The sequence below is a fragment of the Pantoea sp. EABMAA-21 genome, assembly GCF_030053335.1.
GTDB classification, from domain to species: domain Bacteria; phylum Pseudomonadota; class Gammaproteobacteria; order Enterobacterales; family Enterobacteriaceae; genus Pantoea; species Pantoea communis.
Map to the genome: position 1 here is coordinate 76,615 of NZ_JASGBX010000005.1, position 21,403 is coordinate 98,017.

Genomic DNA, 21,403 nt, shown 5'->3' on the forward strand with positions numbered 1-21,403 from the left:
TATAAATACGAGAAGGGAACAAATGTAATTTATTGATTTAATTTGGCACCCTACAGGATTCAAACCTTCTAGCCAGTCTTCTGTTCTATATGTGATTTTTTTCATTTCAATTTGTGATCTGCCCCCAGAAATGCCCCCTGTACTATTTAGTCAATTACGCATAAAAGTTTTATTAATGCTTAGAAAGTCCCAACACAAAGGAAAAGACATACTCAGCAGGCGAAACTAAAGTCTGATAGTTCATCATAAGCCATGCTAAGGAAAATTTACCTGAAATCATGGGTGATGTAGAATATTTCCTATGCATGATTTGAGAAGAACCAACCGAAGCCTGCTTACTTCATTGTCCGTTCGTCAAAATGTTGCTGAGAGATGCCCCAACCACAAGTTGAAAGGGTTTGAAAAAAGTCTATGAAAGATATAACTACTACGAGGAAAGGAAAAGGCTTATAAAATTCTTGAAAAGAACTTATGAAAATTTATTAAGCCTTGATGGTTAAACTAAAGTTGAGGTGTGGCTGAATAAGGAATACCACTCCTTGTTGTATAACCACGCTCTGAGATCATATATAAATGTTTCTTTGCACGAGATGAAATTACATATAAAAGTCGCCTAGCAACATAGTCACTATGCTGGCGACTATTATTCCTAATAACACTCCAATGCGGTATTTTATTCTCAAGCAATCCAGTGCATATGACGACCTCATATTCATCACCTTTAGTTGAATGGCATGTTGTTATTTTAACACCAGATCTTGAATTAAAAAAGGCAGGTAAATCATTGGCTTTATATTTCATCTTATACTTTTTCATTCTCTTTAATGTAGCATTAACAAGAGAATTCATCTCGCTATGATAAAAAGAACCATCACTAAGATCCAATCTAAAAAAATTGCAGAAATCAGTTATAACACTTACAATCCAATCTTCGATATTTACATTATAATTGGCAATAGTAGCCAAATGATTAATTTTCGCCAAAACGAATTTATTTGAGAAATCATTAAAACTTGGAGAATTGATATTTATCTCAGCGACGAAATCATCAACTATTTTTTTTCGAATAATAAAATTATTAGGTATTCTTTTGATAAACAATAACTTAATAAACATCAACCAAAGGTTTTCAGTGTTCTTAGGAATAGGAGAAATAGTAACTCCGTCTAACTCGAAATCATTATTTAAGAGCAAAATATCACCCGATAGTTTTATAACATCAAACCAACTTGGGCAAAGAACTGCGATATCGCATGGACTAATACCCTGTTTAATATGGGTTTTGATAATACCAGAAACATAATATGATAATTGAGACTTATCTACAGAATCTTCCTTAAGAATGACTGACTGGAAATCCTTATACTTTGACAACGAATTTATTTTAAAATTACCATCTTTATACTTGCTATAGAAATCAATAATTAATTGACTACTCCTAAAACAACCAGTCAGATTCATAACTGCTAAGTCTTTAATATTAAAAAAAACGGATAATTCAGTTTCGTTTTTTACTATAGCCCCAAGCCCAGTATAAATAGCTTGCTCACTATCACCAATTAAAGTCAAATGGTTATTATGGTTTTTGTATAAACGCTTTAAGATATCATATTGCAACAGAGAAGTGTCTTGGTATTCATCTATAAGAATATGACTGAATAACAAAGATATTTTCCGACACAATGATTTCCTTTCAGTCAATAGTTTAAGTGTTATATTAAGAATTAAATCAAAGTCAATTAGACGGTTAGTGCTGAGATAGAAATGATATTCTTTCACTAAAGCATATCGAATATCGCCCTTTAGATAAATTGGCTTAAAATCAGCATTCAATATAGTGCTAACTTGGTCGAAAAATCCTAATTCATACTTATCCTTTAATTCATCAATAAGATGTTCTTTTTCATGTTCATCAATAACACTAAAACCTTTAGACAGCCTCGGAATTCTATCTAAATTAGGTTTAATAATCCAATTAAGACAAAAACTATGAATTGTGCCGATCCAGAGGTTTTTAGTGTCAACACCAAAAGACATTAACCTTTCATAAATAGTATCAGCAGCTATATTCGTATAAGTTAGTGCAATAATTCTCTTTTTACTTACCCCAGAGGATTCTTTTTTTTCTAACAAGTAACATAATTTCGACACAAGAGTTTTTGTTTTGCCTGAGCCTGGACAGGCAGTTAACAATAAATTACCATCATGTTTGACAGCATTCCATTGCTCATCAGTTAGATTTTTATAGGGCATAATTATAACTCCCAAAGTCTATAGAAACTGTCAGGGCAAAGGACACCATACTCTTGCATTTTACTATTAAAATCATGCTTATTAGATATTTTTCTTTCCTCTTCCCATTCAGCTTTTCGCATCAAAGATAAGTTATAAGAAAGCATCTTCTCAAAAACAGGAAGTAGCTCCCTGTCATTAATGACATATTTAACTGCCTTTAAAATATAATCTGGGATGCGATTATCAACTTCTAAATACTCAACCATATTAGTAGCCAACCAGCCTTTGCCAATCCTTTTTGCAAATTTTAAAGCTCTCATATACCTTATTCTTTCATCATCGGATTTGATATCATTAATATTTTTACTAAGTTCCGATTGTTTGCTATAACTTCCCTCCATAACTTTTATAAACAGTTGACTATTTTGCTTATATTTAATCAACTCAGTCTCAAATGTGTTATCAGCATAAAATGCTGAAACAAACTCGTTATGCTTTATGTCAACATCCAATTTAGCTTTCCGTTGGGCACCATCAATATCAGCATTTACTAAAGATTCTACAAATTTAGAGTCAAATATATCATCAGCCTTAGTAACATAGGCTGAATCTAAATCTGTTAATATAGCACACCGCCTTTTTAACCTGTCTTTATGGAACAGATTAGCTAAGTGCTTAAATACCGTCCCATCAACTTTTATAAGGCTTATACCTAACTCATCTAAACTGATACCTAAAGTTTTCTTTATCATTGGAGGTATAAGAATAAGTTCAGCATCACCCTCTACTAAAATTACACTCTTTGAAAATAACAAATCACTGCGAATTGCATCGAGATATCTTTCAATCGAATAGATTTCTTTTGGGGTTAAACCATTGGAGGGCCTATAAACTTCAGTATAGCCTTTATGTCGTGCTAAAACATTCATTGAAGATATATTTGATACTGAGCTTATCTGTGTAGAATGGGTAGAAACAAATACTTGTGTATTTTGAAAGTTAAAATTATCAAAGAGAGTTTTCTGAATATGGGTATGGATATGAGCTTCTGGCTCTTCGATTAATAGGAAATGAGTAATATGTTCTTCAGCATCTCTGATTTCTTCATATTCATAAAGTTTTAATGCGAGATAAATGAGGTTAGCCCCACCTAAACTCAAATCATCTAATCTTCCTGAACCGTTATAATCTAAGGAGTCTTCAACAACTAATCCGAGTGACTGTATAAGTTCAACAAAATCCTCTGGAAGCTGTGACGACACCATTATTTTTGGAGAATATGTTGAACCAACAGTATTAGTTAAGGATGCCGAAATCTTTTCACTTAGCATTTTAATTTCAGATATAGATGATATTTTTTTATTAACTCCTTTTACATCATCAACAATATCGGGACTGCTATTAATTTGTTTGCTTTTTAATGTGAGCAATTTATACAATGGATTTGTTTTATAATACTTTAAATCAGCAACTACATTTCTTAATGCCTTGACATATGTGCAGGCTACCTCGCTACCAAGAGAAAAGAAATGCGGTTTTTTACAACCCAACATCTCAGCATCATCATTTGGATTTGCAAAACTTAGACTTAAGAAATCTCCAACTATGTCTTTATAAACTTCATCATCACTAAAATCTATTTTCGTTCTGACAAAGGCAACAGCCTCATAATGCTCTTTAGAGATAATATGATTTGAAACATACTCTGAAAAAGCATCTTTTCTTGCCTCATAATTATCATTAGCTAAAGACAAATCATAAAGCTCTTGTCTTACATGAAATTTAGGACGGAATATAAAAGTATAATTACCTTCAGTTCCTAACTCATCGTTTCCATCATTTAATGAATAATTTGCAATTACTTGTTCTTCTTCAGATTCACTCAAATCATCAAAATACAAGGTAATAATAATCCAATGCCCAAATGATTCTTCCAGACCTCGATTAAAATCTTCACTGGAAAGTATCCGAGAATTTAATGGGAGCGAATCATCCAAGATCAGCCTCATGGCATTAAAAAGGTTTGTCTTGCCTGAAGCATTTTCTCCGATAATTGTATTGACAGCCCCCTTCAAAAACTGGAATTTTGACTTGTAAAAATTTCTATAATTCCTTATTGAAATTTCTTTAATATACATTGAAAAACTCCGATTTAAAAAAGAATAAGCTACATGATTGCAGGGGGAAATAATTTAAAACAACATTACTGTATAAATATACTGCACGGAAACTCCCCTTCTATTGTATTTCCATTTGAAATTACAGAAATATACATATGCTGCAACCCTTTATAAGAGGCTTTTTCATGGTGATAAGCATGAAATATACCATTTTCTTTTTCATGAGCTTTTTTTGTAATTTCAGTTTCATGATTGTCATTGTTATTTTTTTTACTTGCTTCAGCTCCGTTGTTCACAACACGAAATTTGAATTTAAGTGATTCATAGTTCTCTCCATAACCTTCATGAAAAAAAGCATGGAACTTGATCCATTTGTTTTTGGGAACAACTGAACCACAGCTTATATAATTCTGTTTGTTAGAAAATCCATATACGTCGTTGCTATAAGTAATCACTACTTTAATACGACAGGGTTTAACACCGTGCGGAAGGAGTGTAAAGTATTTGGCTTGATTCAGCAAATACTGCCGATACCGTAATCTCTCTTTATTTTTAGATGTATAGTCAATGACATACCTATCCCGCTCACTATTTTTCATTTTATATTCAAGGTAATCATCAGTAGTAAGCCCTAATTTTTTTACTAAGCTCTCGCCAAGCATAATGGAATTTTTAGGAGCCTTATGCTGTAGTTTAGATGCTATATCTACATAAAAAGATGTGGCAGTTATTTCATTAACACCAGGTATCCCATAATTACCCCATAGAACATAATCACTTTCACCTATATCAATACCTATTCTGATACCGATATTTTCATCTGCCACTTCCTTTATTTGCGGCACTACTATTTCATTCATTACTTCAATAAAATATGCTGCACAATTAATGGCATCGATAGCACTATTTTCTAACGTATTGCGTTCTTCGTTTTCATTACTTCGGAAGAAAGCCATGACAGCATCTCCCATGATTCTATGCACATGCCCGTCAAATGCATTAATTGTTTCAATAATTCCAGTTATGATGTTATTTTTAAAGAGAAATACATCTGAAGGACTGTATGAAAGACCAAGTTTTGTAGAGCCTATTATATCTACAAACATTGTGACTACATAACCAAACTTAGTTGTGTTATTTAATTCTAAACCTCTAAATTCAGGATGGGTTCCTATTGCAGGCACTTCCTGTCTCTGAGGCTTCCCAAAAGCTTCCCGTAAGCCACGAACACCTTCATAATCATTGATCGGTGTTAAGCCATCTCTTATTACAACATTCTGTGAATTAACACTTTCAAGTATTGATTTGTCAAAACTTTCTAGGGCCACATCTCTCGCATTTTCCGATACCGGCTCTAAATTCTCCATCCCCGCAGAGTCAAAAGCTCTTTTGCTGAAGAAATCATAGCTTTCGGACTTACTTCTTTTAGATATTTTTTCAATGTCTGAGTTTAAATTTTTATACAGATCTTTGATGCTCATTTTTTATTTCTTCCCATCAGTAATAGGTATATTATGAAGGCAACCAAAATAACGATAATTAATAGAAGCAAAATAACAAGAAGACTTAAAATTATTACCCCGCTCTCTTCATCATTAAATAAACCCAAAGCATACTCTACCCAAGGAAATGATATCGTCATTAAAAAGGACAAAAGTGACAACTTCAAATATAAAACTGCTTCTTTTTGCCCTTTGTACTTTTTTATTAATCCTTCTGATAGCGTATAATTCAATACTGACAATTGCCTTCCTAAATCCAAATAATTCTCATTAGCTATTTTATTAAAGTAGTCATCTCCACTTTTGTAGTAATGAGTAATATCAACGAAAGAAAAAATGTTCTCTCTGCTACTCTCCTTAATAAAGGGAGCCATTGAACCTAGCGACTTAATAATGGAAAAGATGTTAAGCAACACTCCTAAAATAAGGAATAGTATAAATAAAACCCATGAAAAATTACTATATCCTTCAATTCCACACGGAAGCACTTTTGACAGGTTAACACCAACTATAGTCAAGATAGCTGATGACAATGTTAATAATATGGTTGACTTAGTATTTGCATAGTTTAGATAACTATCGGTCCTTGTAAGTGATTTGATAATCAACTCAATTTTATCTTTATCCATCAATTTTGACCAATCATAGAAAATTCCCTTATGTCTTTATAGAGATCATTTCATAAAAATAAGAACATTCCTAATAAATTACAGGTCTAATAAATGTATGTCAATAAGTTTCAGCAAACTCACAATGAAATTTTATCTATAAATATCATATATTTAATAAAAAATTACCGCTTACAACTTAAATAAAAATGCAATAAATGAATATTAATTAATGTTTTAATAGCTTTTAGCTATATTAAATATTCAGTTGCATTCATTTTTCCATTATTAAATCGTTAAATTTCTTTCTTCTACTTTGAAGCAAGGGCTAACTGAGCGATGCTCAGTTGCCTTGCTTTTTCTTCCCTCCGGTTGAAAAAGGAAAATCAAGTTCAAAATCAACATCTAAGCCATTGACACATTTGCATATTATGATAATTAATTATGCATAGCATACGGACTTACTATCTAATTAATATCGAAGGAGTTGATATGGAGAAATTTAATAATATATTTGATGACGAGTTTCCCTCGTCGTTCAGTGATGATCCAAAAGCAAAGAAGCTACCATCTAACCGCATCCGCAAGCATACCGTAACGGTTCGTCTTAACGATTTTGAACTCAATCGAGTCAATAACTCTCGAAACCAGCTTAGTAAAAGCTGTTGGCTAAGATCCTCGGCTCTTCAGCAATTGCCACCATCGGTCCCTGAGATAAATAATGAAGCCTGGCAACAACTAACTGCTTCACTACAGAAACTCAACGATCTTGGGTCATTCCTTCTCCGCAGAGGGGAAGATGCTCAGCCTCTTTCACAAGAGTTAACTGCTTTGAAAGTGAAGCTGTCGCATGTAAGAGATGCTCTGCTGACATTCGATAAGTAAACATCCTAAATGAAGGGGATGAACAGGATTCGCCGGGGTAAGAACTTCCGTGGAGTCATCTCGTATGCTCTTGCCCCTGCTCCGCACCATAAAAGCACACCTTTGGTGATTGGTGGTAATCTTGTGGGCATCTCAATAGAAGAGCTGACAGCAGAGTTCGCCAGAACACAGCAACTGAGAGAAGATGTTGCGAAACCGGTATGGCACAACTCCCTTCGTCTCCCAGTCGGTGAATCACTCACAAATCATCAATGGAGAGACATTGCTGACGATTATATGAAGCGAATGGGTTTCTCAGATACTCACTTGCGCTGTTATGTTCTGCATGACGACGAAGCAGGTCAACACATACACATCATTGCTTCCCGTATAAATGTTTTGGTAGATGGCCAACTTTATCTCGGCAGGAACGAAAACCTCATCAGCACTTGTATCATTCAAGAGCTTGAAAGAGAGCATCAGCTCACCAGAACGAAAGGTCCTTCTCCTGCAAAACAGCCCCAGAAGCAAAAGAAGCTCACTCGTAACGAAAAGATGATGCAGGTCAGAACAAAGGAGAAACCTCCCAAGATAGTGATACAGGGAGCTATAGATGCAGTTCTCACCTTCTTTGATGAAATCACTATTGAAGACTTCATCGGTGAACTGCAAAAGCAAAATATTTTAGCGATAGCCAATGTTGCATCTACAGGCAAGATGAACGGTTTTTCATTCGAATATGGCGGTGTCGCATTTAAGGCATCCCAGCTCGGTAAAGCATACAGTTGGTCAAACCTAAGTAAGCGAGTCATCATGGCTCAACCAGTTGAAGATGTTGCTCTGGTATCAATTGCCTTCAATAAAAACTTTTCAGGACCCATTGAAGTTCATCCCACAGATATACCCCTTACAGCAAATTCTACAGAACTTATCCGATCTCGCTGGTTGCAGTGGATACCTTACCTCAGCGAGTTCCTTGGCATTATGAAAGCGATAGGCTTATCAGTTCTTAAGCCAGCCAGGAAAGCCTGTCTCATTAAGAAAATCATGGATGAAAATCCAAATCTGCTGGGATTTTCAAAAGTGGATTCTCAAGATTCGGTAAGAAAATCGCACTTCAAACCTGTTTAACCTACTAGTTTTCAGTGAGTTAAAATCGCCCCCTATGACAAATGCAATAAATATTTCCATTTCAAATCATATTGATAGACAAAAACGATCGATCGTTATTACTGATCAATTATCTACACGTGATAGTTAATGACTATCAAAAGAAACCGATCGATCGGTATAAATGATTTGCTAGTAACTAATTCTGAGTCGTAAAGTGACTTCAAACAAAGCGATGTAGCTTACTGAATTATCGGCAAAAATGCTGACAAACACGTGCGCCCAAAATTCAGCCCCTCCCATATAGGACATTTACATGACAGCGATGACAGAAGTAAAACAGCCGAATTTTCTGATGATGAAACGGGTATGGATAGCTATTGCTCTACCAGTAGCCATTTTCTATTTCTCAGGTATTCAAGGGTTGATCCAGCTCGCTCTCGTTTGGATTTTCGTAAGCATCATGCTTTTAATGTTTGCATATAAAAAGTTTCGAATTAAAAAATGGAATGCCAGCACCAGGGACTATCTCAATACTAAAAATGATGGAATCTGGACCCATGAATTTGGTCCTACATGGATGAAAATCGATGAACAGAAAGAAATTATTCATCTCAAAGAAGAAAATAAACAAAAATCTTATCCTTTCTTGGCGGTGAAAGAGTGGCGGTATAACTTAACAACTAACAGACAAAGGACTGGTATCGAAAAAGAGCTTGATAGAACACATAACTTCCAGGATTCAGGATTTTTCATCACTGTTGATGATATTGAATATCCTGAATGGCGAATTATGTTTTTCCCTACGAGTGGTGACTTCAATTCTCTGGAGGGTTCTCGTAATACAGAAGTTCAGTTGAAAAGATGGATGCAAATTTTTGATAAAGTCATCAATAAAGCATGATTATAAAACATAATAAATTGATCATTAACTTTATAGAATTAGAGACTCTATAATAAAAATTGACTTATACGAAAATATAGAATATAAAAAAACAACAGTGGTAGAATCCACTACCACTGTTGTATAACCGTTTTACATGCAACCGCCAGCAGATGGACTAATTAGCATTAAAACAATGAACATCAATATCAAAAATAAATATTTCATATTGAACTCCCTGTCTTATTATTATTTTTAGGGCCTCTAGCCCGCAGTAATGATAAAACAGTCTTAACAAAAAAGCACCTGTTAGGTGCTTTTTATTAATAAACAAATTCATATTCTCTTTTTTATCAATGATTTATACTTCGGTGACACTGCCGTCCTTTCAAAATTTAGCTTATGATCTCTAAAGCTTTTCTCAACTTCATACTCATTCCACACTATGTATTCGACAATAAACTTGTAAAAATAGAGAACTTTTTCGAGGCTAATGGTCTCGGGTATAGTATGAAAGTTAGGGCTGAGTAAGGCAGAGGTGAGAACGGCGATAATGTTTGTTGAACCCTTAAGAGCAGGGTTATCATAATCCTGTTGATACTTTAGAAAATATCCTATGCAAAAAAGATATGCATCTTTTACTATTTTCTCTTTATTACACTCAGATTCATCGTATTTTAAAATAAAGCGATTTAGAAGTATCAAAAACCGCTGGTCTGGTAAAAATCGTTGTAATTTATTCATAATAAGCATCCTTGCTATATTTATTTGAAATGTCATCCTGACAATTAAACTTTTAACAAATAATCCACCACTGTCAATAGGTAACACCTATCAGTTAAAGATTTTTCTTTGATAATGGTCTTTCTAATTGCTCACGAGTAACCTGATGAAGCAATGCATTATATTGCCAAACAACAAACTGTTCAGAAAGTTTATTATTTATTTTAGTCAAAGACTCGACTTCTGCTTGTAGTCTCTTGATTCTTTGAGCGGCTATTTTTAAATTAGCAGGCTTAACAATTTCTTTATCCCCTCTTTTGATCTTTACTTTCTTTTCATTAAATACTTCTGCAATCAATGAATGACTACTAAGTGATTGTCGTGTAGGTCTCTTTCCGATTATCAGAGTTACCTCATCACATAGAGCTTCCCATGTTAACTTTTGGTTGTGAGACCAGATATTAATAACATGAATTATATTCTTTTCATCAAGTCTTGATAGGTGTTTAGCCATTTATTTCTCCTTTAGTTATTGTTTTAGTATGAAAGTCTTTCCATTTTTCTGCCGCCCTATTACCGTCTCTGAAATCAGATTCAGCAATCGAGAGTATTTTACATTGCAAATCCCTTATTTCTTTTATATCACTACCAGATTCGCTCACAGGATAATACTTACATGGTTGCATTGCATATTTAAGCCTGCAAAGCCCATGTTTGCTCACTAAGGTTGTCCCAGTAATTTCTTTATTCTCATCAAGTTTTTTTTCAAATATCATTTTAACTGGTATTACATTTCCGACTTTTTCTAATGCTTTTGCTTTTACAACTTGAGCAACCATATGAGCATGTGGTGTATGATCATAAACACTGTTTTGGGCTATACACTGCCTTCCAGACCACCTTGCTATGTCAAACTCAGACATACCAGCTATTTGTGCCAATGTGTTTAGAAAATGCCTTATTGAATGAGTTTTTAATGATGAGTCTGAAGCAGACTGCTGTTTGGATCTGGAAAAAATACCTCCATTTTCGATATCATAAGAAATATTATGCTTTACTGGTTTGAAGAACAATTTACCACTACTTTTAGACAATCTCTTAAAATCACAGACTTTTAACAAACAAAGGGCATTCGAGTATTTGATATTCTTTTTCCTGTCATACCAAGGAAAATCATCCGGTGCCCATTGTTTCAATATTTCGTTTAGAGATTTTAAAGAATAAGTGTAATCATTAGGGATCAGATCTAATGTGCTTAGCTTTTTATTTATTGATGAGGGGGATAAATTAGTGAAGCCCAGCACACTGCAAACTTGTTCTGCTGATAACAAATAGTCATTATTTATCTCATTACTTAGAGAGTTCCTGTAGATCTCAGATGTCTCTAAATATTGAGCCAGTTCTCTTCCGCTTTGTGATAACAGCTTTAATCTTGCTATAGCTTTTTTGGCAACAGGAACCATAGATGATGCAATCCACTTCACATCCCCCTCGTATCCTTTTGCTGAAAAAAACCTAATACCATACCTCTCTATACCATTACTGTTTTGTTCCCACACTTCACAGTCGGCTGGCAATGAGAGAATTTCACTTATTCTACTCGGTGCACACATCAGTAAAGTCAGGACTGAAGCAGTGAACATATCCCTTTTAGAGAGAGATTTATCATCCTTTGCAAAGACTTTTGCGAGTTCAACTATGTATGAAATATCAGGCAATTTGTCATGTCCTGCAAGATTGTGATCATAGCTTTTAACTTCATAGATTGGCATTTTAAGAGGATTAAACCATTCCACATATCCTAAATCAGCTAAATTGTATTCCCTTAAGAACTTTTCAATTTCTTTGAGTTCTTTTCCTGCATTATATGCGGTTGTCTCAGAGTAAATATTAGTAAAAATCTCCACACATCTTTCGAAGATAAAGTTACTACAGTTATATATTTTAGCTGACTGAAATTCATTCAATAAAACTCCTTCCAGTATTTTTAGCACATTCATTCTCTGGTTATAATCATTTCTTCTTCCATAAGAATGTAAGTGTTTAATATATGCTTTTGAAAATAACATAAAACCCGAATCCAGAGGCAATTTCCGTTTACTTTTAAAAAAATTATACTTATAGAAATTATAATATCGATCCCATACAAGGGAATCCCATACCATTTTTTTCTTTTCGAGAAAAAAATCGCCTTCCATTTCTTTTATGAAACAGTCTAAGTTTTTCGAATAAATTGTGTCTTTTAACCTCTTAACATTATCATAATTATTCATACATGCCTCCCCAGCTTTCAAAAAACCTACAGTTTTTACAATGAGTATTACTACTTTCATTTTGTGCAACATGAAAAGTAGATCTAATCAGTTCTATAAACCTATTGGCATTAGTTTCAGGTTCTACTCCAAGAAATAACTTTGAGAGCGGTTCAAAAAAAACATCCATTCTTTTGTCTATTTCAGATGCATTATCGGCATGATTTTTAATGTAAATACCTGAGCAAGCTACACTACTATGATCTAATGCTTTAGCAATTGTGTGAATTGAAGCTCCTTTCCTTGCTAATTCACTTCCTAATGTATATCTAAAACGGGCAGGATTAACTTTTATTGGTTTGTCTGTCCTTGCAGAAAAAACCGGGTTAATTCTGAAAAGATTATCTATTCTCTTTGTGATACCTCTGTTCTTTGAGTGGAGAAAGTCAGATTCGATTTTAGCGATTAACATTCCTTCTTCTGAGCAAAATGCTAGTTCTTTTTTGTTAATAAACAATGGCAGTTCTCTACCTATGTTTTCATTAACTTTCGCCCCAATCTGTTTTTCAACAATACTTAATACTGATTGTGAAAGTTCAGTGAGCTTCTTATACAAAAAATCACTTATCTCAACAGATGAAAACTCACTCCTGAAATTTTGTCTCTGCTTAACCTTCGGAATATTTATAAATACATTATCTTCAACTTTAACTATATCTTTAATTCGCATGGAAGAAATTTGTTGTGTCCTTCTTCCTGTATAAATCAACAGCAAAAGAAAGCAGTAGGTATCTACACTTATCTTCCCCTCATCATCAAGAGCATGTATCTTTTTCAAGATGCTTTCCATTTCTCTCTGATCAAAGGGACCACAGTCGGGATTCCTTCGTTTTACTGCATCTCCACAAATTGCACTCCTAATATACAATTTATTAAGGAGTTGAACTGAAGACACCTCCACACCAAAGTGGCCAAGTTCATGCCATTTTAAAATGAAATTCTTAATGATTTTTAGTCTATTTTCCTGATTCTTTCCAAGATAAGATTTGAAATCCAAAATCGACTTCTTATTAATTACTGTTAAGCCTAACTCCCTTCCCCATTGTGTAAAGATCTGATTGATTTTCTTTGTATGCCCGGAACTATACTCCATTGCAAAATAAGCGAGTGTTTTAACATAGCCTTCTTTAAGATCCGAATGTAAATATTGGGTTACATTTTTTGGATATACAATAATATCTTTACTTAGCTTCCACCTATCATCATTCAATTCAAATAAATAACCTTTCATTCTTGCATGACATATATCTGCCTTAAGATTTTTATATCCCAACATTTTAGTTTCCTTTTAAGATTTTATTTCTGTAATCATAAAGTGATTGAACAACTTCCTTTTCATTTTCGACCAGAAACTTACGATTATAGATTTCACACATATTAGAATTATCAGACCAACCCATAAGATAATTTCTTAATTTATCTTCTGAACAGGTTTTTAATTTTCCTTTTGAAATTGATTTCGAAAAGGAATAGTTCCAAGTGTGTCTTAGCATATGTCCTGAGAGATTATTTAAGTTAGAATCTTTGGTTTTTATAGTTGATATTAATTTTTCATATGCATGAACAGTAAGAGGTTCCCCTTCATTTCTCCCATTACCATGAGTAATCAACAAGTAATCATGGCTTTTATTTTTACAATGTCTTTCCCTATCATTAAAGATATAATGATAAACTGCATCAATTAGGTCATCTCTTAAAGGAATCTCTCTACTTAAAGTTTTAACTAATGGTTGGACTTTCCGAATATCGCTCTTATCATCATGTCTTCTTTTTATAGTTAGTGTTTTCGTCAAAAAGTCGAAGTCGGCAATTCGTAGATTAAGCAGCTCACCAGCTCTAATTCCGAGATGATACAGGAGTAAAAAAACCAGTTTATTTCGAAATCTAACATCAACACTGAATGGATTCTCAATGTTATCAACTTCAAGCAAGTTGAACAGGATATAAATCTGTTCGTCTTTAAGAGTTTTCTCTTTAGGTTTATAATTTTTATACGAGTTTGGATTTGGTTTATTCGCTCTGATGCTATTTATGAATGTATTAACCTTCTGCTTGTCGTTAATGTTATTTGATTTATGAATTATATCGCATAACCATTTAATGTAGGTGCATGTTGTATGTATTCGATATCCATAAGTTCCTTTTGCCACATCACTATTTATAGGTAATACTTTATTATTACTTTTCAAACCTGAGAAGTTTCTCCTAAAAGTGTCAACAAGCTCTTCTGTTTCAAAAGGAGTCAAGTATTCTCTATTGAAGATTCTTTTCTCTAAGTCAATTTTATTTCGGCTCAGAAATCTCATTAGAACGATGAGATTTGTTGATGCAATCTCCAGGGTCGAAACTGATGCTCCCTTTTTTCGCAAAACCGAAGTCATGAAGAGATTAGGATAATATAGAGGCATATCGTCTTCCTTGTTCACGATCAGACAATATCGTTCACCGTCACTCATAATTAATCTTTTTATCTTGTAGGGCATTTTATAATCCTCCTAAATATTTACATTGCGTTATCATTCGGACTTAATCTCTATTTCATGAGATTTAATTTTGCAAATTTCGTTTTAAATAAGTAGGCTTTGTTTATATTTAATTTAATAAAAATAGAGGCTTAAAAAAATTTTCTTTCACGTGAAAGAAACCGGTAAGGCTAGTTACGGGTATCCATACCCGATATTTTGAAGAGCATCTCGAAACCTTTTAAAAAAGAGGTGCGATTTTTTTTTGTTAAAAATTTAGTAAAATATGCACCTACCTTTGCATTTAAACTTTACAAAATAATATTTATTTACGAGACTCAATAACCCTTTCTAAAATCCACTGTTCGATCTCGGTCTCAATAAAAGCCACAGCTCTCGAACCTAATTTGATAGGTTTAGGGAATCTATTTTCAGAAATCAATCGGTAAATCCATGCTTTCTTGTAACCAGTTTTATGTAGCACTTCAGGTAAGCGGATGAGTCGTGTGGTGCTTGGAGTTGCTGTATTCATGATTGTATCTCCTCGTCTGGTCGATGAGTTGATACTAATACCCAGCAGATAGGCTATTGAAGGGAGTTTTGGTGTATAGAATTCTATGCGTTAATCGCTTGGAAAAAAGGGGGAGGAAAAAAATTAATTTTATCTCCCACTTGCAAATTTAATTTAAACATGAAATTCCTTACAGTAAACTTCTGAGTCCACTAAGAGGAATTCCCTCCATATGATTGTTTTTATTTATAAAATTCTCAATGCTTTTGCATGTCTCTCCAGACAAGGCTTTCTCAGCTAAAGGACGATCAGTTTCCTTAAGTTGTTCTTCTCCTCGAATCTCATCTGTTAATCTTGGGTATAGAATCCTTGATAGAACGGTATTCGTTAAGGCTATTTTTTTAAACTTGGCCCACAGAAGTAAGTCCATCATGGGTAGTATTCGATAATCTATAAGCTTGATGATTTTAGCCAATCCAAATTTTTCAATTTTGCTTTCTTTAATCTGATAATCGTCCCTCCAAACAGGAAGCATAACCTTTAGTGCATTTATAATTTCTTCATCAGAGGAGTTTTTAATGTCGAATGATATGAACAGCCTATTATCACTATCCTTTCTTATTACATCTTTCATAATAGAAGTTATAGGCTGAGATTTGATTTCGTTTTTAAGTTCTTCCGTTCCTTTTACAAAAGAATCAGGAGCAAAAAACTCAAGATTTCTCTTTAAACTTTCAATTTGTCTAAAACTTACCTGATGAATATGGCTGTTATTGTGGTTAGATAACTCTCCCATATTCATTGTTTGACTGATTAAGGGTTTTCCATCTAAGATCATTTCGAATGTAGTATCATCTCCTTCAAAGAAGTCCATTCCTTCAAATATATTCCTCCTGACTTGAAATTCTTTATAAAATTCCCTCAAAGATAATTTTTCTACATCTTGATAATTTTCAATATTGAACCATGACTGAAGCTCTCTGTTGATCTCGTTCACCTTCATTGCTTCACCTTTCCGAGCTTAGATTCAATTTTTAATTTATTGAGATAGTCGGCATACCATTGCATCATTTCACGACGTCCTTCCAGATATTGAGCATGGTTGTAGGTGCCACGAATAGTATTTCTATCAGCATGTGCAAGTTGAGTCTCAATCCATGCACTATCAAAACCTTGTTCATGCAATATGGTGCTCAATGTATGACGAAAGCCATGACCTGTTGCTTTTCCGTCATAACCAATCTTTTTAATCACTTGGTTTATACTTGCTTCACTCATACTTTTCCTTGAGTCATTTCTTCCAGGAAAAATAAATTTGAAGCCACCAGTATAACTTTTTAACTCTTCCAAAAGACCAATTGATTGCTGGGATAGAGGAACAATATGAGGTCTTTTCATCTTCATACGAGCCACTGGTATCTGCCACAGTCGTTTTTCGAAATCAATTTCTGTCCATTCTGCTGAACGAAGCTCAATCGTCCTGAGTCCAGTAAGCATAAGAAGTTGAGTAGCGATTTGAGTGATTTTACTTCCCGAATAGTTCTCCAGGTGCCTTTGGAACTCACCCAGTTCATTTACTGAAAGATGTGGAAAATGTTTTTGTTTTGGTGCTTTCAGCACACCTACCAGATCTGAGACTGGATTATGCTCTGCTCTGCCAGAAATGACTGCATATGTGAAGATTTGACGACATGCCTGGCGAGTTTTCTTCAGCTTATCAAGAACACCACGATTTTCCATTTTACGAAGAACATCGAGCATTTCCTTAGCATTGATCTCAGCAACAGGTCTTCTGCCTATGTAGGGAAAGACATCCTTCCTCAGGTATTCAAGAATGTCATCAGCATAGCCCTCAGACCAGGAAGGTTTCTTATGTTCATGCCATTCAATGGCAATTAGTTCAAAGCTGTTGCTTATAGCCATAATCTTCGCTGCTTTGATATCCTGTTTTTGCTGGCTTGGATCGCCACCTTCAGACAGGAGTTTCTTAGCTTCAGATCGTTTGATCCTTGCTTCAGCAAGGGTAAGTATTGGATAGGTGCCAAAGACTACACGTTTTTCTTTACCTAAAATCCTATACTTAAGTCTCCAACTTTTTGTTCCATTGGGAAAAATTTCCAGATACATACCACCACCATCGGCAAGCTTGTATGATTTTTCCTTAGGCTTCGCAGAGTCGATTTGTCGAGCTGTAAGCTTCATTTGGGGGCATCCAGTTGATTGAACCTAGCAATGCCCCCTATCCTGCCCCCAATCGAAACAAGAACGCAATAGGTCACCTTGGACCAAACTGGACCGTAGAGAAGTGTTATATTCTGATTTAAAAGGAAAAAGTAGACTAGAAAGGATGTTGGTAGAAGAAAAAATGGCGCGCCCTACAGGATTCGAACCTGTGACCTACGGCTTAGAAGGCCGGTGCTCTATCCAGCTGAGCTAAGGGCGCATAGTGGTTGCGTCGGATTATACGTTTGCACGCTCTCGCGTCAACGTTTTTGCCGCCCTGCGGCGCCAGAGTGTTGAATCATTGAACAATTCGTCCCAAAGACCGAGCAGTACGCCCCACGTCGCGCGCCATCCTCCCTCAATACCCATGCCCAACAATCCACCCAGCCATCAATGCCGCTTACGCCACTCGCTCATCGAAACCAGATTACTCACCTCGCCAGACTCCCCTTCCAGCTCAATCCCCTGCTGCGTAAACCGCGCATTATACTGCTCTCGCAGCGCATGCAGTTCAGCACTCTCCGGCTCCAGCTGACGCAGAAATCCCAGCGCCAGCAACAGCTGCTGCCGCGATATCAGTCCCGAAAATCCAGCTTTAGTCAGAATCCCGTGCCAGCGCACCGCGTTCTCGTCGCTGCCATCGACAATCAACACCTGCCAGATCAGCATCACCGCGGCGCCGTTAGCCAGATGGGTTTCATTATCGCCCGCGATGTAATCGGTGAACTCTTTTGCCGCATCCTTACCCATCAGCGACAGCATCGATTCGATGTGCACCGGCGGCAGTTGCAGCCTTTTACTCAGCCCTTGCGCAGCATGGCGCGAACCGGCCGTCAGTAGTTGAAACCCTACAACAAACACCACCGCCAGCGTGGCGAGTATTAACCAAATCATCACGGCATCCACATAATTTCCTGAGGGACATAATACGCGTTAAGGCGGCCTCACGTCACTGCGGAAAGTCGTGAAACGCACAGGCGAAATGAATCTCTACCTGACAGCCGCACGCGCTTCTGACAGAATAGGCGCCAATCCCCGATTTAACTCTCTACAGATGGATTTCCTCTCTGATGGCAGCAAAAATTATTGACGGTAAAACGATTGCGCAGCAGGTGCGCCTTGAGGTTGCCGAAAAAGTACAGCAGCGTCTGGCAGCTGGTAAACGTGCACCAGGTTTGGCAGTGGTGCTGGTGGGTGAGAACCCCGCGTCGCAGATCTATGTCGCCAGCAAACGTCGCGCCTGTGATGAAGTGGGCTTTATCTCCCGCTCCTACGATCTGCCTGCGACCACCAGCGAAGCCGAACTGCTGGAACTGATTGATACGCTGAACAATGACAGCGAAATCGACGGTATTCTGGTTCAGCTGCCGCTGCCAGCCGGCATCGATAATGTCAAAGTGCTGGAACGTATCGTGCCGGACAAAGATGTCGATGGCTTCCATCCGTACAACATCGGTCGTCTGTGCCAGCGTGCGCCGAAGCTGCGTCCTTGTACGCCACGCGGCATCATCACGCTGCTGGAGCGCTATAATATCGATACCTACGGCCTGAACGCTGTGGTGGTTGGCGCATCCAATATCGTCGGTCGTCCGATGAGCATGGAGCTGCTGCTGGCGGGCTGCACTACCACCGTCACGCACCGTTTCACCAAAGACCTGCGTCATCACGTTGAGCATGCCGATCTGCTGGTGGTGGCGGTCGGTAAACCGGGCTTTATTCCGGGTGACTGGATCAAGCCAGGCGCGGTGGTGATTGATGTTGGCATCAATCGTCTGGAGAGCGGTAAAGTGGTGGGCGATGTGGATTTTGCGAGCGCGTCTGAGCGTGCGTCTTATATCACCCCGGTTCCCGGCGGCGTTGGTCCCATGACCGTTGCGACCCTGATTCAAAATACATTAGTCGCGTGCGAAGAGTATCACGACGTGGAGGAGGCATAATGGCCAGTTTTTCTTTGGGCGAACATGCCCACGTTGATTTGTGTGACCTGCTGAAACTTGAAGGTTGGGTGCAGAGCGGTGCGCAGGCAAAAGTGGCTATCGCGGATGGCGAAGTGCGCGTGGATGGCGCAATCGAAACGCGTAAGCGCTGCAAGATTGTGGCAGGCCAGAAAGTTGAGTTCGCCGGTTATGAAATTACCGTTGTAGCTTAAGCATTCAGGCAAATAATAAAGGGGCGAACTGCGGTTCGCCCCTTTTGCTATTCTGTGGCTGGTAAATTCAGGTACGCATCAACGTGAACTCTGCGACTTGAGAATTCGAGTGCTGATGACAGCGCACCCTTCAATCTGCCTATTCGGGTGCCGATAACCGCGCACCCGACAATATTACTTACGACGCCAGCTCGAACCCTGCGGACCATCTTCGACAATCACGCCCAGCTCATTCAGCTTGTCACGCGCCACATCCGCCTGTGCCCAATCTTTTGCGGCACGCGCATCAGAACGCGCTTTGACCCAATGCTCGATCTCTGCCACTTCGTCATCATTCACCTGCGCACTGCTCTGCAGGAACTGCTCTGGATCCTGTTGCAGGATGCCGAGCACGTTCGCCAGCTGACGCAGTTTCGCGGCCAGTGCATCAGAGGCGGCTTTGTCTTCAGTTTTCAGGCGATTAACTTCACGCGCCATGTCGAAGAACACCGAATAGGCTTCCGGCGTGTTGAAGTCGTCATCCATTGCGGTGCGGAAGCGCGCTTCAAACTCTTCGCCGCCTGCTGGCGTAGCGCTGGCATCGGTGTGACGCAGCGCGGTATAGAGACGCTCCAGCGCCGCACGTGCCTGATTGAGGTTATCTTCGCCGTAATTAAGCTGGCTGCGATAGTGGCCCGACATCAGGAAGTAACGCACGGTTTCCGCATCGTAATGCGCCAGTACATCGCGCACGGTGAAGAAGTTGCCCAGTGATTTCGACATCTTCTCGCGGTCGACCATCACCATGCCGGAGTGCATCCAGTAGTTGACGTAATCGCCGTCGTGCGCACAGGTTGACTGCGCCACTTCGTTTTCATGGTGCGGGAACATCAGATCCGATCCACCGCCATGGATATCGAAGTGGGTGCCGAGCTGTTTGCAGTTCATCGCGGAACACTCAATGTGCCAGCCCGGACGACCGTTGCCCCACGGCGAATTCCACGCGGGCTCGTTAGGTTTGGACATTTTCCACAACACGAAGTCCATCGGGTTGCGTTTGATCTCGGTGATTTCAACGCGCGCGCCCGCCTGCAGCTGAGTCAGATCCTGACGCGACAGCACGCCGTAACCTTTGTCGCTCAGCACATCGAACATCACGTCGCCGTTATCGGCCACATAAGCGTGTTTGCGTTCGATTAAACGCTCAACCAGTTCGATGATTTCAGGGATATGGCGCGTGGCACGCGGTTCCAGATCCGGCGGCAGGATGCCCAGTGCGTCAAAATCTTTGTGCATTTCAGCGATCATACGGTTGGTCAGCGTTTCGATGCTCTCACCGTTTTCGTTGGCACGTTTGATGATCTTGTCTTCAATATCGGTAATGTTACGCACATATTTGAGCTGATAGCCCACATAGCGCAGATAACGTGACACCACATCAAATGCAACGAAGGTACGCCCATGACCGATATGACAAAGGTCATAAACCGTAATTCCACAGACGTACATGCCGATCTGACCAGCGTGGATCGGTTTGAATTCCTCTTTCTGACGGCTCAGGGTGTTATAGATCTTCAGCATTGAACGATTCCGTTATTAACGTTTGCGGGATACGCCTTTCCAGCGTAGCTGGGTATTGTGCCGTATTTTTCTCAGTTGTGCATCGCTCGCTTACCTTCTGTGGCTGCCTTACTGACGAGCCATCGGAATTTGTGATATAAG

General features: G+C 37.9%; 19 protein-coding genes and 1 tRNA gene. 5 read left to right on the plus strand and 15 right to left on the minus strand.

Annotation, left to right across the window (positions count from 1 at the left end; all coding sequences use genetic code 11):
- Positions 1–501 precede the first annotated feature (501 nt).
- From QMZ65_RS09170 to QMZ65_RS09185, 4 genes are all read right to left on the minus strand, one after another.
- The gene (locus tag QMZ65_RS09170) at positions 502–2,253 is read right to left on the minus strand and encodes a UvrD-helicase domain-containing protein (protein WP_283215875.1); all 1,752 of its coding nucleotides are present in this window, start codon (positions 2,251–2,253) and stop codon (positions 502–504) included.
- A gap of 2 nt (positions 2,254–2,255) precedes the next feature.
- Positions 2,256–4,373 carry an ATP-dependent nuclease gene (locus QMZ65_RS09175; RefSeq protein WP_283215876.1) on the minus strand — a complete coding sequence of 706 codons (2,118 nt, stop codon included), beginning with the start codon at positions 4,371–4,373 and terminating at the stop codon, positions 2,256–2,258.
- Between the two features lie 65 nt (positions 4,374–4,438).
- On the minus strand, positions 4,439–5,836 hold the full coding sequence (locus tag QMZ65_RS09180) for an adenylate/guanylate cyclase domain-containing protein (RefSeq protein WP_283215877.1): 1,398 nt from the start codon (positions 5,834–5,836) through the stop codon (positions 4,439–4,441).
- Positions 5,833–6,486 (minus strand): Pycsar system effector family protein, encoded by a 654-nt coding sequence (locus QMZ65_RS09185; RefSeq protein WP_283215878.1) that lies wholly within the window; start codon positions 6,484–6,486, stop codon positions 5,833–5,835. Before QMZ65_RS09185 ends, QMZ65_RS09180 begins: the two co-directional genes overlap by 4 nt.
- A 471-nt stretch (positions 6,487–6,957) precedes the next feature.
- Between QMZ65_RS09185 and QMZ65_RS09190 the strand changes: the two genes are divergently transcribed.
- The 3 genes from QMZ65_RS09190 to QMZ65_RS09200 all read left to right on the plus strand — a co-directional run bounded on the left by QMZ65_RS09190 (position 6,958) and on the right by QMZ65_RS09200 (position 9,343).
- Positions 6,958–7,350, plus strand: coding sequence for a hypothetical protein (locus QMZ65_RS09190; protein WP_283215879.1), 393 nt, complete (start codon positions 6,958–6,960; stop codon positions 7,348–7,350).
- Between the two features lie 9 nt (positions 7,351–7,359).
- Positions 7,360–8,460, plus strand: a complete 1,101-nt coding sequence (locus tag QMZ65_RS09195) for a relaxase/mobilization nuclease domain-containing protein (protein WP_283215880.1) — start codon at positions 7,360–7,362, stop codon at positions 8,458–8,460.
- 295 nt (positions 8,461–8,755) lie between these two features.
- On the plus strand, positions 8,756–9,343 hold the full coding sequence (locus tag QMZ65_RS09200; RefSeq protein ID WP_283215881.1) for a DUF4755 domain-containing protein: 588 nt from the start codon (positions 8,756–8,758) through the stop codon (positions 9,341–9,343).
- Between the two features lie 315 nt (positions 9,344–9,658).
- Here the strand turns inward: QMZ65_RS09200 and QMZ65_RS09205 are convergent, their stop codons facing one another.
- From QMZ65_RS09205 to QMZ65_RS09250, 10 genes are all read right to left on the minus strand, one after another.
- Positions 9,659–10,066, minus strand: coding sequence for a hypothetical protein (locus tag QMZ65_RS09205; protein ID WP_283215882.1), 408 nt, complete (start codon positions 10,064–10,066; stop codon positions 9,659–9,661).
- A gap of 94 nt (positions 10,067–10,160) precedes the next feature.
- Positions 10,161–10,559, minus strand: a complete 399-nt coding sequence (locus tag QMZ65_RS09210) for a hypothetical protein (protein ID WP_264253444.1) — start codon at positions 10,557–10,559, stop codon at positions 10,161–10,163.
- Entirely contained in the window at positions 10,552–12,318 is a 1,767-nt protein-coding gene (locus QMZ65_RS09215) for a DNA-binding protein (RefSeq protein WP_283215883.1), read from the minus strand. The genes QMZ65_RS09210 and QMZ65_RS09215 overlap by 8 nt, the downstream gene beginning before the upstream one ends.
- Positions 12,311–13,633 carry a site-specific integrase gene (locus QMZ65_RS09220; RefSeq protein WP_283215884.1) on the minus strand — a complete coding sequence of 441 codons (1,323 nt, stop codon included), beginning with the start codon at positions 13,631–13,633 and terminating at the stop codon, positions 12,311–12,313. The genes QMZ65_RS09215 and QMZ65_RS09220 overlap by 8 nt, the downstream gene beginning before the upstream one ends.
- A gap of 1 nt (position 13,634) precedes the next feature.
- Positions 13,635–14,840, minus strand: a complete 1,206-nt coding sequence (locus QMZ65_RS09225; protein ID WP_283215885.1) for a site-specific integrase — start codon at positions 14,838–14,840, stop codon at positions 13,635–13,637.
- 304 nt (positions 14,841–15,144) lie between these two features.
- Entirely contained in the window at positions 15,145–15,351 is a 207-nt protein-coding gene (locus QMZ65_RS09230) for a helix-turn-helix transcriptional regulator (protein WP_283215886.1), read from the minus strand.
- Positions 15,352–15,520: 169 nt separating this feature from the next.
- The gene (locus QMZ65_RS09235) at positions 15,521–16,333 is read right to left on the minus strand and encodes a DUF6387 family protein (protein ID WP_283215887.1); all 813 of its coding nucleotides are present in this window, start codon (positions 16,331–16,333) and stop codon (positions 15,521–15,523) included.
- Entirely contained in the window at positions 16,330–17,532 is a 1,203-nt protein-coding gene (locus QMZ65_RS09240; protein WP_283215888.1) for a tyrosine-type recombinase/integrase, read from the minus strand. The genes QMZ65_RS09235 and QMZ65_RS09240 overlap by 4 nt, the downstream gene beginning before the upstream one ends.
- A 164-nt stretch (positions 17,533–17,696) precedes the next feature.
- Positions 17,697–17,773, minus strand: a tRNA-Arg gene (locus QMZ65_RS09245).
- A 170-nt stretch (positions 17,774–17,943) separates the two neighbouring features.
- Positions 17,944–18,447: a DUF1198 family protein gene (locus QMZ65_RS09250; protein WP_211728065.1), complete on the minus strand. Its 504-nt coding sequence runs from the start codon at positions 18,445–18,447 to the stop codon at positions 17,944–17,946.
- 176 nt (positions 18,448–18,623) lie between these two features.
- On the opposite strand from QMZ65_RS09250, the gene folD reads away from it, so the two are divergent.
- Both folD and ybcJ read left to right on the plus strand, forming a co-directional pair.
- Positions 18,624–19,490 (plus strand): bifunctional methylenetetrahydrofolate dehydrogenase/methenyltetrahydrofolate cyclohydrolase FolD, encoded by an 867-nt coding sequence (gene folD / locus QMZ65_RS09255; RefSeq protein WP_211728064.1) that lies wholly within the window; start codon positions 18,624–18,626, stop codon positions 19,488–19,490.
- On the plus strand, positions 19,490–19,702 hold the full coding sequence (gene ybcJ / locus QMZ65_RS09260; protein WP_058960844.1) for a ribosome-associated protein YbcJ: 213 nt from the start codon (positions 19,490–19,492) through the stop codon (positions 19,700–19,702). The genes folD and ybcJ overlap by 1 nt, the downstream gene beginning before the upstream one ends.
- Before the next feature lie 174 nt (positions 19,703–19,876).
- Here the strand turns inward: ybcJ and cysS are convergent, their stop codons facing one another.
- Positions 19,877–21,262: a cysteine--tRNA ligase gene (cysS, locus tag QMZ65_RS09265; protein ID WP_034828229.1), complete on the minus strand. Its 1,386-nt coding sequence runs from the start codon at positions 21,260–21,262 to the stop codon at positions 19,877–19,879.
- Positions 21,263–21,403: the final 141 nt, after the last annotated feature.